14 protein-coding genes are annotated in these 14,136 nt (G+C 45.0%); 3 read left to right on the top strand and 11 right to left on the bottom strand.

All coding sequences use genetic code 11. The features are described 5' to 3' along the window. On the bottom strand, positions 1 to 411 hold a 411-nt coding region (locus GMA8713_RS12600; RefSeq protein WP_198159441.1), incomplete at its 3' end, for a transposase domain-containing protein. Positions 412 to 541: 130 nt separating this feature from the next. Beyond that, on the bottom strand, positions 542 to 1,504 hold the full coding sequence (zipA, locus tag GMA8713_RS12595) for a cell division protein ZipA (RefSeq protein WP_062710183.1): 963 nt from the start codon (positions 1,502 to 1,504) through the stop codon (positions 542 to 544). Between the two features lie 493 nt (positions 1,505 to 1,997). Here zipA and cysZ point away from each other — a divergent pair, with 493 nt between their 5' ends. Continuing rightward, positions 1,998 to 2,759, top strand: coding sequence for a sulfate transporter CysZ (gene cysZ / locus GMA8713_RS12590; protein WP_062710179.1), 762 nt, complete (start codon positions 1,998 to 2,000; stop codon positions 2,757 to 2,759). A 200-nt stretch (positions 2,760 to 2,959) separates the two neighbouring features. On the opposite strand, the gene GMA8713_RS12585 is transcribed toward cysZ, so the two are convergent. Both GMA8713_RS12585 and GMA8713_RS12580 read right to left on the bottom strand, forming a co-directional pair. Beyond that, positions 2,960 to 3,205: a hypothetical protein gene (locus GMA8713_RS12585; protein WP_062710176.1), complete on the bottom strand. Its 246-nt coding sequence runs from the start codon at positions 3,203 to 3,205 to the stop codon at positions 2,960 to 2,962. A gap of 445 nt (positions 3,206 to 3,650) precedes the next feature. Beyond that, positions 3,651 to 5,207 carry a hypothetical protein gene (locus GMA8713_RS12580; protein WP_157515600.1) on the bottom strand — a complete coding sequence of 519 codons (1,557 nt, stop codon included), beginning with the start codon at positions 5,205 to 5,207 and terminating at the stop codon, positions 3,651 to 3,653. Positions 5,208 to 5,532: 325 nt separating this feature from the next. Here GMA8713_RS12580 and GMA8713_RS12575 point away from each other — a divergent pair, with 325 nt between their 5' ends. Then, a complete protein-coding gene (locus GMA8713_RS12575; RefSeq protein WP_062710170.1) occupies positions 5,533 to 6,087 on the top strand; it encodes a hypothetical protein in 555 nt (184 codons plus the stop codon). Positions 6,088 to 6,310: 223 nt separating this feature from the next. Here the strand turns inward: GMA8713_RS12575 and GMA8713_RS12570 are convergent, their stop codons facing one another. Next, positions 6,311 to 7,753 (bottom strand): SNIPE associated domain-containing protein, encoded by a 1,443-nt coding sequence (locus GMA8713_RS12570; protein WP_062710166.1) that lies wholly within the window; start codon positions 7,751 to 7,753, stop codon positions 6,311 to 6,313. A gap of 253 nt (positions 7,754 to 8,006) precedes the next feature. Between GMA8713_RS12570 and GMA8713_RS27705 the strand changes: the two genes are divergently transcribed. Beyond that, positions 8,007 to 8,291 carry a hypothetical protein gene (locus tag GMA8713_RS27705; protein WP_198159501.1) on the top strand — a complete coding sequence of 95 codons (285 nt, stop codon included), beginning with the start codon at positions 8,007 to 8,009 and terminating at the stop codon, positions 8,289 to 8,291. 984 nt (positions 8,292 to 9,275) lie between these two features. Here the strand turns inward: GMA8713_RS27705 and GMA8713_RS12560 are convergent. The 6 genes from GMA8713_RS12560 to GMA8713_RS12535 all read right to left on the bottom strand — a co-directional run bounded on the left by GMA8713_RS12560 (position 9,276) and on the right by GMA8713_RS12535 (position 14,101). Continuing rightward, the gene (locus GMA8713_RS12560) at positions 9,276 to 10,022 is read right to left on the bottom strand and encodes a hypothetical protein (protein WP_062710160.1); all 747 of its coding nucleotides are present in this window, start codon (positions 10,020 to 10,022) and stop codon (positions 9,276 to 9,278) included. Continuing rightward, positions 10,013 to 10,699: a hypothetical protein gene (locus GMA8713_RS12555; RefSeq protein WP_062710157.1), complete on the bottom strand. Its 687-nt coding sequence runs from the start codon at positions 10,697 to 10,699 to the stop codon at positions 10,013 to 10,015. Before GMA8713_RS12555 ends, GMA8713_RS12560 begins: the two co-directional genes overlap by 10 nt. Next, positions 10,696 to 11,235 carry a baseplate complex protein gene (locus GMA8713_RS12550; protein ID WP_062710154.1) on the bottom strand — a complete coding sequence of 180 codons (540 nt, stop codon included), beginning with the start codon at positions 11,233 to 11,235 and terminating at the stop codon, positions 10,696 to 10,698. Before GMA8713_RS12550 ends, GMA8713_RS12555 begins: the two co-directional genes overlap by 4 nt. A gap of 9 nt (positions 11,236 to 11,244) precedes the next feature. Beyond that, positions 11,245 to 12,111, bottom strand: a complete 867-nt coding sequence (locus GMA8713_RS12545) for a hypothetical protein (RefSeq protein WP_062710151.1) — start codon at positions 12,109 to 12,111, stop codon at positions 11,245 to 11,247. A 65-nt stretch (positions 12,112 to 12,176) separates the two neighbouring features. Continuing rightward, positions 12,177 to 13,529: a phage tail-collar fiber domain-containing protein gene (locus GMA8713_RS28115; RefSeq protein WP_232314432.1), complete on the bottom strand. Its 1,353-nt coding sequence runs from the start codon at positions 13,527 to 13,529 to the stop codon at positions 12,177 to 12,179. After that, entirely contained in the window at positions 13,526 to 14,101 is a 576-nt protein-coding gene (locus GMA8713_RS12535) for a phage tail protein (protein ID WP_232314431.1), read from the bottom strand. Before GMA8713_RS12535 ends, GMA8713_RS28115 begins: the two co-directional genes overlap by 4 nt. Positions 14,102 to 14,136 lie beyond the last annotated feature (35 nt).

Here is a 14,136-nt window from a genome sequence, read left to right as displayed (position 1 = left end):
GAACTGAGTGCCGTCGACTGAAAGTAAACTTAGGCCAAACCATTTGTCATCGCTATCTTCCTGCTGGGTCCAATGGGCTGCTGTCAGTTTAAAAAGCGCTTCCAAAGGTTGGGCGGTGAGGCGCTTTCTCGCTTGAGGGATAGCACTTGGTGCAACAGAATCCCCTAAGTGGTTGGAAAGCTTGAGGTCTAATTTATCTAAAACTTCCGTGATGGGTTTATCCCGATACAAGCCAATACCGACAATCAACCAAACGACAAGTTCGGCGGGTAACTTACGCCGTCTCATACTGGCTTTGTTGGTCGAATCAAGGGCTTGCTCTATCCATTCGAGCGGGAGTTCTTTTTGGAAGAGGGCCATTGATTCGGGTGCAGCAAACGTATCGACATCAATCAGCCAGTGAGCCAACATAAAAAATACCCTCAGCAATTAGTGTACTGAGGGTATTGTTAACCATCTGTAGGATCGTTCAACTGATCAATGCCTTAACTGATCGGTGTTACCCTTGAAGGGGCGTTTTTCTTTGTCTTGTCAGATTCAATCAGACGTGCGCGTGGAACTGCTTTATCTTGTCGCGGTAACCATCAAGACGCTGTGGTGTCATCATGTTTCGCTTATCGTCCGTGACCAAACCACCGAGCTGATCCGCAACTTGTTGGGCAGTTTGAAGCATTAGCTTAAAGTTCTGCTCGGCTTCACCGTAACAAGGAAGCGTCATAAACAGGGTAATGCCCGGAGTGGTGAATTGATGAATCGTTGCCAGCGGGAAGCTACCAGGGTTAAACATGTTTGCCGCACTGAACAAAACTTTACCTGTACCAGCTAAATCTGCGTGACGGTGGAAAATCTCCATCTCACCGAAAATCATGCCGTGTTGTTCGAGGCAGTTAATCAGCTCTTCGCCATCAAACTCAGTGTTGTTGGCAGCCTGTACATTCATTATCAGAACTTGTTGCTCTGGCTCTTTCACTGCTTCGTCTTCCACCTCTGCTTCGTCTATCGCAGCTTCAGTAACGTCTTTCTCTTCTGCCACAGAAGTCACGTCTGAAGTTTCCGTCATTGGCTCTGCGACAGATTCAGCAACCGTGTTGTCTTCCTGAGAGGTTTGAAAGGGCTGTGCAGATGTATCAAGGGGGTTTTCAGTATCATCTACATCTGCTGCTGAAAAGTTTGGCAAGGGTAAGTCGTCTTCTTTTTCTTTTGTCGGTATTTCTTCAGCGTGACCTGCAAACAAAGGATCGACTTCCGGCTTTTCTCCAAAATTCAGACCCGGCTCTTTGCGCTCTGTTTTTGGCTTTTCGCTACTACCAGACTTGATCACTCGAACTGAACCAATACCGTCCTGATCAAATCCTGTCTGATCTTTTTCTCTTAATTTACCAATTGGCTTTTCGCCAAACTTCGCGGGCTTTTCCTTACGGCTTGTCCACAAGCCATGAAGCAACAACGCGGCGATAGCCACCGCACCCAAAATGATTAAAACAAGGCGCAATTCCTGCATCATTTAATCTCAGCATTTATCCAATTAACGACGAGAGTCCGCAAGCGGCTGTGACCTATCTAAACACCTTGGTACAACCTTTGGCAATGTCGCACATACAAATTGCTGACTACTGTACCAAAAAGCGTATGAAAGTTAACGTCCATACCGCGAGAACACTGAAAAAGTCACTGTTCTGACAGTGAAAACACAAGCAACGCGCCTAGTAACATGTACCACTAGGCTGTTTGACAATGGCATGGTTCAATAATTCACCAGTAGCGTAAATTGCTATTATCTGGTCTCAGACGTTAACATTCCCCGACTCTACAGCAACGATGAAGATGCTAAATCTCTGGCCGGAATATCAATATTACGTTTCAAACCCTGTATATCAAAGGTTTCACGTCGATTTCCCTATCAACTGTAAAATGAAATCAAAGTTGGCTTAATTCCTGCTGTAGCCATAAGAACTTTCAATTTTTCGCCTTGGGGATAGACACAGAAAGGAGACTCTATGAACCCAACTCAAATGGCTAAGCACCCGGTATCTGGTGCGCGCTATTTTCTTCGCGGATTTTCCCTTGCTTTTACGCCAGGCATCCGTCGCTTCGTGATCATTCCACTGGCTGTTAACCTGCTTTTAATGGGCACACTGATTGGTGTTGTGCTTTCTCAGCTCAGTGATTGGATCAATGGCTGGCTATCCTACTTACCTGAAATGCTGAATTGGCTCTCGTATGTCTTATGGCCTCTGCTGGCAATAGCAATATTGGTTATCTGTTCTTACTTTTTCAGTACGGTTGCCAACTGGATTGCGGCCCCTTTTAACGGTCTGCTGGCTGAACACTTGGAAGCTAAGCTGACAGGCAAACGTCCACCCGACGATGGCATTGCTGGCATCATCAAAGATTTACCCCGTGTGATTAAACGCGAATGGCAGAAGCTTACTTACTACTTACCGAAAGCACTGGGTCTGTTATTGCTGATGTCGATCCCCGCCATTGGCCAAACACTCGGCCCAGTGCTGTGGTTTTTGTTCAGCGCCTGGATGATGGGGATTCAATATTGTGACTACCCGTTTGATAACCACCGAATCTCTTTCCCAAATATGAAAGCAACGCTTCGCGATAACAAAGGCTCTACCATGAGTTTTGGCGCTTTGGTGATGTTTTTCACCATGACACCGATTCTCAACCTTTTCGTCATGCCAGCCGCTGTATGCGGGGCAACGGCGATGTGGGTTGATAAATATCGCGGCAATCTTGCCCGCTATTAACCTCACTTTAATGATTTGGAAAAACACCTTTGCTCTGCAGAACAAAGGTGTTTTCTGCTTCCAAATACACTATTTATTGTTACCCGCATCTGAAACAATGCTGATAACAATAAGATATAACCTTTATAAAAATATTTAATTCAACTATATCAATATTTTATTTTTAAATTAAATTAGCAGTGGCGACAAAGTGGCGGCAATTAACTTACTTGGTCATTAACTTCGAACCGGATGTGTTTAGCCAGCACAAATTCTTGGCCTTTGTATTTGACCATGGGATAAGGGAACGTGAAGTACGTTTCTTTGCGGCAAGCACTGCACTTGTGCTTCCATTGTTTTGGGTTCGAGTGAATCACGCGGACACTTTCATCCACACGGTAAAACCCTTTACCGCAGTCACAGGTGAACTCAACCAATGTAGCCTGTATTGGCTTTTCCTTTTGCATTGAGATTTCCCCTACTAGATTAGCCAGGTTGGTTTGGAGGTTTCAAATCTTATCACGTTTGAAGCGACACTTTGGTTGGCTCTGCGCGACAAACTACTTTTGCACAAGTATCTGTTAGATCTTGCGCTCTAAAGCTTCCACTTTGGATAACCTCAGATAGCGGGAAGTGTTCGAGGTATTTTTTTGGTCTATTTGATGCTTATGAAGTCAAACTATCCACTTACCCAATACTGAGACGATCTAAAGTGGAGTTATCTACCTATCAATTGATGCATTTAAACGATTCGGATATTCGCTGACTAATCTGCCATTATAGAATCTAGTCCAATCCCCCACTGATACCCCGCTATTTTATTTTTAGAAATATTAAGTAGCTGGGCAACAGGTATTACCTTAAACTTACATTTCCGAAATGTATCCTAATTGTTCTCTTTAACTATTTTTACTAAATTCTGTAACGATTACGTAAACAAAGTCCGATTAAGAAAATAAAAACATAGCTAAGAATACTAAAAAAATATGAGATTAACTTATACCAATCTGGTAGTTCTAATTTCTTCTCGACCGCTCTACTATCAGTTCCAATATTTCCTATAAAAGGTATTGCTTTGCTAAGAGCAAGGATGACTGCTTTATCTCTAACCTCGTACCTTTCTAATTCATGATAACAACTCCAATTATCATTATATAAAAAATCGACACTTAAAAAGTCACTTTTTTTGTAATCACAAGTTATAGCTACATACGTTAAACTTATTAAAATTATAATAGTAATAATCAAACACAAAATTGGTCGAAATATTTCTTGGCCATAGTTACTAGATATATCAAAAAAATAGCTAATTAAATTCCACCACTTTCTTTTTATACGTATTTCGTCCGCGTGAAAGCGTAATGCTGTATCATGGTCTTTACTACTTTCCGCCAACTCTTTTAATCTTGTAAGTTTCGGTAAATCATTTTCATTAACTTTTTCATTAGAATTGATTTTTTTCCGTACACCTTTTGGTCTGCACTTTAGTTTATGTAAGTCCACTTGGTGGTTTACTTTTGTGCCAACCAGATCAGGAATTAATGTTACTTCTTCTGTGAATGATAATCTAAAGGATCCATCAAATTTTGCATCTTTAAAACTAAAGCTATTACAATTTGGATGAATAGTTATATTTTCAAAACTAGCATTACATTTAAAAATTGCTCTTTCAAATCTCACATTCCAATCACTAAATTTTGCATTATCAAATGTAATAAATCCTTCATCTACTTTTGCAGATAAAAAATCTATATTAGGCCCTTCAAATTCCACACCTGCAAAACTAACGGATCCTTTACCAAAGTCAGTATATTCAAAACTTATTCTTTCGGAAAATTTTAATTCTGAAAAATCTACATTTCCTACTCCAAAACTTGAGTTCTGGAAGTCTACGCTTGCTGTGAAAAAATCAGACTTTCTAAAACTTACATGTCCATCATTAAATGAAGCATATTGAAATAATAGATTATAAACATTAAAACTAACACTCTCGAAGTGTATATCACCTTTTCCAAAAGATGTATTATAGAAAATTACATTACCATCTAAAAATTTAGATTTTGAAAAAATAGTTAGACCTTCTCCAAATTCTGAGTTAGAAAAATCCACAGTACCTTTACCAAAATCCACTTTAGAAAAATTTTTGGTTCCTGTATTAAATATTACATGAGTAAAGTCTAAATACCCATTTCCAAAAACCGCGTTAGCAAAGCTTACATCCCCTACAAAGAAAACAGCCCTATGAAAAGTTATGTTTCCATTTGGAAAATTAAATCCTTCAAAGTTAAAACCTTTTTTAATATTCCCAGATTTATCTCTCCACTCTACCTTATCCTCATCACTAAAATGTACAAAAGATAAATCAATATCGGCTTCTGGATTCTGCGCCACCCAACTATTCCAAATTTCTTTACCTTCTTTCCATTTGGCTTTTGCCAATTCACCTTTCAGTATTTTTCGCGTATTCACGTTTATCATTACCATATATTTTTCGAATTATGCCTATATCTCTAATCTTATTTAGGATTGAATAGCCTTATGCTATTCAATGAAAAATCAAAATCTTCCAAATATAGATATTTTTGAGTTAGGATTTATCCCAACTATAGCCCTTTCGGATAAGTTGGCTATGTTCAAAATTTAGCCAGTTATAATTTGTCAATTTACGTCTATTCTTTGAGATGATAATTAAATTTTGTATTTTTGATGCGGTTCTCAAAAGTAATATGAGTTACATAGTGGTCTATACCTAATGATTTATAATAGGTTCAGATAAATCCATATAGGTAAGCCCATGTCTTTATTTAAAAAAATATTTATGTCAGAAAATGAAAAAGTTAATAGTGGTCTATTTAATTGCTTTATTGATAATTATTATGAAAGTGAGGATTTTATAGATTATTGTTCTCTTTTTGGAGTTGACCGAGATTATATAAAAGAAGATCTTCAAGACAACCTAGAAATTTTTCTTAAGAACCCTAGTTATTATAAAGATTCAGGTATGACTCTGAGAGAAAACATTCAAGAGCATTTACTTGATTTCCACATATCTAGGTATCTATTAACGAACGAGTACTTGGATAAACTCGCTCTAAAATACAGTCAAGAGGTATTCGTTGATGAATATGGTGATTTAGATAAATCGCAATTTAAAAGTTCAATTTCAATTTTCCAAAAGAAAAGAAGAGTTAATATAGCTGAGTATATATGCTCAGAAGACCTTTTTAATCTATATGAAACTGAAACAAAGCAATCTCTAATAACAACATGTGATTTAGATGCTTGGATCGAAAGCCATTTACTTCACTTGGTCGAACTTTATGTCACTACTAACCTCCTTGAAGAGTGACCAGTGACTGATTCATTAGTTAAAAGTATTTTATTTAGTCAAGCAGACCCATATTGAGATATTAAGAAGATTGTTGTTTTTAGCGCGATATATGTAAAAATACGGGAGTACGATTCAACCGTACTCGACTAGCAACTACATCAAAATACTGCACTGACTGTGTAATATCTGAAAGACCTTACCTTACCAATCAGTGCATTTTCATATTGTGTTACATAGCATTTTATGCTGCTTCACTTAATCTCAAGCTTTCATAGTAATCCTCAGCCAAAGCAGTCATTTTAAATTCGGCTTCTATTCCAGCTATCTTTTCTACGGCTTCTTGGATTGATGCAAGATCGACATTAAAGAACTCCTTGCGCAAATTTACAGCGTTTACGCGTTTAGAATTGAATTCTCGGTGTAGTGCTGTTTCAAGAGCTGGAGCATCATCGGTGTAAATCATAGCATGTACGTCAAACGGGAATGGTACACTTGCATCGCCTAGTTCTTTTACCCTGTCCATAGGCTCTAGACGGCGAGTAAGACCAATCTTGTAAACATCTTCTCCAAACGAACCAATATTACTGATGACGTAAACATGCCCTCTACGGGTTTGCTCAGCCATACTCTTAGCTCGTTCTTCTTTGGCTTCTGCTTCAGCGAGTTGCTGTTCTAGGATTGCGATGCGTTGCTCCATTTCAGAGCGATCCTGCTCAGTAGCTTTTGCAAGTTCTCGCTGTGCTTTATCAAGAAGATTGCGGTACATTTTTTCTTCTTTTTCGGCATCGGCAATCGCTTTCTCAAACTCCTTAATAGCTCGTTGCTCTTCACGGATCTGCTCTTTGATAAGCTTCTGCTCAGCGACCTCTTCTTGTTTTTTAAGTGTGTATTGGTATTGAAGCTTACACTCTTCGAACTTAAGTTCGATGTAATCTATATCAAATCCGCACTCTAAGGTCGCTGCTGACTTCTCTAGCGTATTAGCAAGTTTTTCAATACGTTCAAGAGTACGCCCAAACGAACTCGGCGATACTTTGCCGATAAGAAGATCACATTCAATATTAAAAGCAGAAAGCATGAGCTTAACCTGACCATTTAGGATTTTACTATTGAATGACTTGTCTTTAGATATAACCGTCGATTTTGGGAAAGTGATCGCTGTTTTATCTTTGATCATGTCTTTTTGCTGTTGCCTAACGTCTTTGATCTCTTCAGCGAATCGAGCAGATGTTTCGTAAAGGTACTGTGGCATTTCAAAATGGCCATGAGAAGTGTATTCATCAAGTCTTGAATATAAATCGATATCACCCATTAACTCTTCTAGGTCAAGCTCGCCTTTGTCAATGCTTGAGTTGAGATCATCTAATGTTGATTTACTCGACTCTAAGGTAGCTTGCAGCTCTTGAATGCTCTGCTTTAGTGCATCATCTTGCCCTTTTAAAGCTTGAAGCTCGGCAGTTTCTGAATTGATTTTATCTAGCTCTTGCTTTGCTGTTTCATTTGTAGCAATTATCTTTTCTCGACTTACACACGCTGAATTATATTCCTCTTTTGTTTTTGCTAGAGCTTCATCTAGCGACTTATATTGCTTAATCTTCTTATCGGCTGAGCGTTTAGTTAGAATAAAAGTTAGTACGACAGCTACTAATGAGAAGCCTGCCAACATCAGTATATTATTATCCATTGATTACTTTAGAACCTCTTGAATGAATTGCTTCCTCAGAGCTGCTCGCTCTTCGCATCGCTCCTGATACTCTTCTGCGGCGCTAGCTACAGCGTCTTTAAAAGCCTGTTTTGCTGCTGACGTCTTTAGCCTTTCTTGCCTCTGTAGTTCACGCTGAGCTTCTCGCACTTGTCTCTCGTGCTCTCTTAATGCTTGGGCATATGCTCGGTCACGAGCCTTCTGCCTACGCTGGGATTCACGAGCAGCTTGTTTATTGGCTCTATCTATCGCCTTGACAACTTTTATCGCCGTTCGTAAACCACTGCCTCGTCTAGCCAAGGGTTTCCTCCTTAGAAGTGGTGTAATTCAGATTTTTTTGGATGCCAATACAATCGAATATAAGCTATTAATTTTAGTATTAAAAACACATGCTGCCTCACTCGAAGAGGGGAAGGCTCTAAACGATTTTGGGGCAAAACTCTCTTACGCTACCGCCCTTCGCTTCTCGGCACGCAACATGCCATTACTGTCTAAATCTTTTTACGTGAATGTACCATAAAGTGAATAAAGGCAGATTTGATTTCGATCGCATGGAAAACTGCCTGGTTATTGATTAATCGACTAATAACCAATGGTATTCTCATGGTGAATTTGTAAGGGGTAAGAGATTGTTTTAAGTAATGGATATTGCGTGTTAATTGAAGAATACCCATATAGGTAAAAGAGGCAGAAACGAGTTAGTGAATACCCATAAAGACTTTGCTTAGAGTGCGATGGAGTAAGCAAAACTTTGTAATAGTCATATTACTCATAAGGACATTGATGTGGGCACTTCGAGGTGTTCAGGTCGAAATCTCGACAATTTCAAATGCTCTTTTTACTGTGGATACGGCTCATTTGAATTTTCTATCCAACACTAGATTGAATGAGCTTGCTAACCTTTTGTTTTGTAACTCCGGTATAACTACCGTCTAGTTCAACCTCGCTGACTATTTCTTCGGTAGTAAGCGGGGTCTTTTTTTTTCCCGACTTTACATGTCGTTGCCCTTAGCATCATGCCGTCCGTATTGAAATTCTTCTGCCATAACAAAATTGCGATGGTGCCAGTACTGATGCGGGTTGGACGCGTTATTGCTGATCGTTGCTTTGATCGTCCGATCCTTTAATTTGACCACGTAAAATGCTCACTTTGTTTTTTATCAATAAGTTAGGCTTATCACTTGTCGCTTTCGGTGATCCTTAAAACTGAAAAACACTGAAAAAAAGCGCATTTTTCGAAATTCCTGATCGTCAGCAAAACCCCAGCAGCCGTGCGGGTTGGCAGTCTATTTTTGCACAAATCAAAACTGAAAAAAAAATCAGATCGTGAACGTCGCCGGAGGGGAGGAGGAGTGCGTTTTACGTGGCGGGAAGGTTTACGTGTGCAGATGACCTGGCGGCTGTTTAGCGCGTGGTGATGTATTCGTGATGAGTTTGATATCGCGGGGCGGAACAAGAAAAACGCCCTTGTGTGGGCGCACTGAGTGGCTTGTTTTACGTGGGTTTATTTGGTGATGGGGTCCAGCCTACCTTTTAGGGTTGTTGATGCTTCACCGTGGCCTGCCATATCGGCTGATTGGTCAGGTGCGCTGGTTGTTCCCGAGCCTCCGGGGTCTGTCCATGAATGCGGGTGCGTGTGTGATGCGCATGTATCAGACAAATCAGTGACCACTTGCATCAGTTCGCTGAGCAGCTTGAGTACATTCTCGCCTTCTGAGCCAAGCCATGTCTTTGGGGCGCGGTGGTCTTGCTCTGTTTTGGCGCGCACTTCGTGCAGGTCGCAATGAAGTTGGGCCAGCTTATCGGTGATGTGTCTAAAGTTACCCTGGTCGTCCACGTGTTGGTAAACCCCCGGACGCTGTTGGTAGCGGCTTTCCCCTGCTTTGATGGCGGGCAGCTTCCAGCCCAGTGGCAACACGGTGCGAATAAAAGGCTTATCCGGTTCGCCGTTGAAGAACGCGACTTCGACGATGGCGCCCATGGCGGGCGGCTCTAACCTTCCGGCATGGTCGCCAATGCCTGGCACGGGCAGCGGCACGGCCTGAAGGGTTGGAATGTCTTCGCGCTCCATGAATTTACTGTCCAGCAGCTTCACGTCTGCAGCGTAGTGCGGATAAAAGCGATCTGATAAATCACCTTCGTGGGGCAATTCAGTCAGGGCCACGACTTTGGCGGCGTGTGGCAGGTGCCATTTGCCGGTGAATTCCGGGAACAGGCGTAAAATGATTCGGTTTATCGCTTTTATGTCCATTGGATGACCGTCTCTGTTCCTGTGTGTTCGACACTCGCCAGCTTTCGGCCATTGACTACTACGCCCGGCTTTAGGTGCGGAATGCATGGCAGGGTGGCTTTTTTCAGTGCCTGGTTTGGGTTCATGATGTTGTTTGGCAGGTCAACGGCTTTGTCTGCCCAGTAGGAGTCGCCCCAACTTCCCACAAAAATGCTGCCGTCACCTTGCTGTTGCCAGATGTAGTCAGGGATGCTGAAGGCTTGGCCGAGGTCATCTAACAGGCGGTAGCCGTTCCCCGTCGAGTAAAAGCAGGGTATCGCCGTTTGGCTGTAGGCGTTCTCAGGAAAGACGAACTGCAAGCCCGTTTGCTGTGACAGGTTGCTGAGGATTCCCGCCAATGTCGGGTGACGCATGACCACATGCCAAGGGTGATAGAGCACGGCGGCCAACTCCCGGCAGAAGATTTGTACATATCCCGGTTTGCCCGGTGAGACGCGCTCAATGTAGCCGGTGAATACCCGCTTAACGGAATCGCCCCAGCCCAAATCTATGGCAACGATTTGTTTTGGGGCCGCATCACCTTTGATCGTGAGTTGCGCCCGCCCCGGCGCATTTTCAGAAAAGGCCAACTGATGTTGGCTGACTTCGGTTTGTGTGTTGCCTTTCCAGCATTGGAGGCGAAATCTGGGGCTATTCATGGCAATGCGTTTTCGACTTGGTGCAGCACGCCCATAAAGCCTGTCATTTCCACGTCAGTGTCCGGTGGCACGTCATCAGAGGCGGTCGGCGGGCTGGCAGGTGTCGTCACGCCGGTGGCTTTTTGCTGCGCGGCAGGTGTTGGCGGTTCGCGCTTTTCGGTGCGCTCAGCAACGCTGAGGTGTTCAACCAGTTCAAAGGCAACCACCCATTGCCGCAGCGTCATGTCTTCCCGTGCGGTCAGGGTGCCCTGAAATTTCACCTGACGGATTTTGAGCGCATCGGCCGTTGGATTGGTAATACGGTATACCACCCTGGCAGCGGCCTCTTTTGCCCCTGCCAGGGTGAAGAGCTGGTTTAACATAGGCGCCGCTTTAAACGGTATGGTACCGGTCACCGCCAACACTTTGGTTTTATCGCCGGTTTCGGCCTGGTCAGTGGCTGCCGAACTACCGGACATGTCCTGTCCGGCCAGTTGCTGGCGGGCGGTGACCTTGAGTCCTTTCAGCGGGACCCGTTGCCCTGAAAGATTCAGCATGTTTGCCCCTTAACTCAGTGCGCCTTTGCCATCAGAGCGCAGGGCCGGTCGTTCACCAAACGGAAAATCCGGGTTATCCGGGTAATCACATAATGCCTTGCGGTCGGCCAACAGGTTTTCGTAGTCACTCTCGGTCAGCGCACCGGTCCGGTAGGCTTCAGGGACACGCAAGTCCCGTTCATATTGCTCAAGGCGCTGTATGATGGATGTCAGCTTCCCGTTGCGCCAGTGTCGCTCATTGACCGCTTTGGCTGGCCGCTCTTTCTCCCTGTCGTATTGCCAACGGTTCTGTTTCCAGACATCAAAGGGACTGTTCGGTGATTTTAGGGTCCATCCTTGCTTTATCGGTCCGAGGTCGGTGACTTCTTCCGAGACGCTACCGTCATTTTTTTGATACTGAATTTGGCCGCGGTAATCTTCAACAAGGCGCCATTTGCCGTGTTCAAGTACCACGGCAAACCCCTCTTCCACATGAGGTGGCGCTTCCCATGTGTGATCGTCAGGAAGCACAAAACCGGGCTCAGCAACCACCTGTTCACGTCCCTCTTTGTCCCAGTAACGTGCGCCTGTTTTTATGTCCAATACCCGCCATTTTTTACCATCATGATGAACGGTTTGCGTCTGTGGTTCATAGACTGGCGGGACCTCAAAGATTGCCCATTCAGGAAAAGCACCATCGGGTTCATCCACAAAGTAACGCACGCCATCCACCGAATAAAAAGGCACCAGGGTGGCATCGTCAATTTCAGGAGACCACCTTTCTGTTTTCACGTCGAAACGCGCGGTTTTCCCTTCTGCGCTCGGGGTGAAAACAGACTGGGTACAATCGGGACCCAGGCAAGTCCCTTTGACGACGTGCTCTGTGACATTTTCCATCCACCATCCTTTTGGACAATGACGCGATACCCTCACGCTTTGGGTGTGTTCAAAAAAACGTGCCATTACTGAAGCCTCACTATCCAGTTGAATTTGATGTTTTTGATGGTATTTTCTGCGCCGCCGTGCGCGGCGATATTGACCGTGTGACTGTGGCTGCCGACGTTAATAATGTGGTTGTGGTTCCCCGTTGTGCTGCTATAAAGCACGTTGCCGTGTGAGCCTCCGGCAGCATCGGCGTTGTGGTAGCTGCTGGTATAGCCACCTTGATAGCCCCCCCTTGTGTGGTGCCTGTGGTTACCACCGACGGTGGTGTATTTATTACCCATGTCGGTACTGCTGACCGTTGAGTTAGGGTGTCCATGGCTTTTGATTTGGTCGGATTCAAACGCCAGTACCGTGTCAGTCTCTTTTTTACCGACTACCGCCATCCCCCGCATATCAGGCAGCACACCTAGGGGGTAAGCTTGCGCGGTTTTAGGATAGGTCTGTTTGTCAAACGCCTGCCCCTTCATAATGGCAAACCCTTCCGGGGCCTCATCAGTAGGCCAGGGTAAAGGCGCCCCTACCGGGCAACTGTTGCTGCTTTCCCGCACCTCGCGTAAATCTTTTATGGTGCCGTCGTCATGTAGCATGGCCAGCGGACAAACATAATGGGGCCTTCCATTCCCATCGGCGTAATCGGTCAATGGGTCGGCGGATAACCTTATGTCAGCGGTGTTGGCCCATGCCGATGTGGCGGTCCCGTCCCTGTATGCATCCAACCATAGGGTGACCGGTGTCTCTGTGACCGTGAGTACCTGCAATACCCCGGCTTGTACTCTCAGCCCGCCCAGATATGCCAACCCCGGCGAGATCAGGTATTTGGTGGCATCACTGGCATGCTGTGTCACCTCAAATCCATCAAGAAAAGCAGTATGACCATAGTTATCGAGACAGTGCAGGCGGTGGTCTTCGTCCATCCCTTTCAAACGGGCCTGATAGTCAACTTGCCAGGTCGCCGCATCCACCGTCACATTGGCCGCTTTCGCCGCACCATCAAACTGCATCAGCAAGGATTTGGTGAGCGCCATGCCCGTCTCTTTGGTTTCGGTGGCCTTGTATACGACCATGGCACAACTGTCCGGGACCGCTTTGTCATGCAAGAACATGGCGTTGAACGTGAACGGCGCCGTACTGCCCGGTATCACGACCGAATACACCACGGCATTGCTGCCGGATTTGCCGATTTGTTCGACATCCTGTTGGTGAACCCATTGACCTTGTGGCGGCAGTGTCACCGTGCGGTCAATCGTCTGGCTAACATCCAAATCCGGGATGTAGGCAAAAATGATTTCATTGAGGTCAGTGGGCTCGCCCAATAACACTTTGTTCTGTAGATACTGTTCAAACCCTAACGGGATCGCCGTCTGGCTCATGTCTCGCCCCCTTCTGGCTGCGATAGTGTTGCAATGAAAAGCTGTTGCCGGGTCTCAGCAGGCTGAGGTGGCAGGTTGATGGATACGCTGTCGGTCGCGTGGGCGGAAGCCAGGTCAAAGCGGTGACCGAAGGCGCCGCCATGTACCCGGAGTGCGACCGGATAGGTCACATTGAATTGATAGCGGCGGCAGGTACGCCCGTATTGGCGGATCATGGCATTCATCAGCCAGCCCTTTTGCGCCAGTTCCCCGTCTGCGGTATCAATGGTGACCACATCCCATTGCACCGGGTCTTCACGTTCATGGATGTCTACCCAATCCACCCCCAGTTTGGCGAACATGGTTCGAAAACCACGGGTTTCGCCAGCGTGGCGGGCGAAGGGGTAGGCATTCGCCACACGTATGCGGAAAATCATTTCGTCTTCACGCTCCAGCGGGGTAATGTCCCGCTCCCACGCCATGAGTTTCACCACGCCAATGGGGGCGGTGAGTGCATCAAACTGGGTGAGAGGCAGGCGCAATGCGTCATCGACTTTTTGCCAGTAGTGCCTGAGCGCGCGGGCAAACTTCACCAGCTCGCTGCCTTCGCGGCCCATCCAGTACTTGA

Origin of the sequence: Grimontia marina (assembly GCF_900060185.1) — a bacterium.
In the GTDB taxonomy this organism is placed as follows: Bacteria; Pseudomonadota; Gammaproteobacteria; order Enterobacterales; family Vibrionaceae; genus Enterovibrio; species Enterovibrio marinus.
The sequence above is the reverse complement of the archived record's forward strand: the minus strand, read 5'-3'. Positions and strand labels throughout refer to the sequence as shown.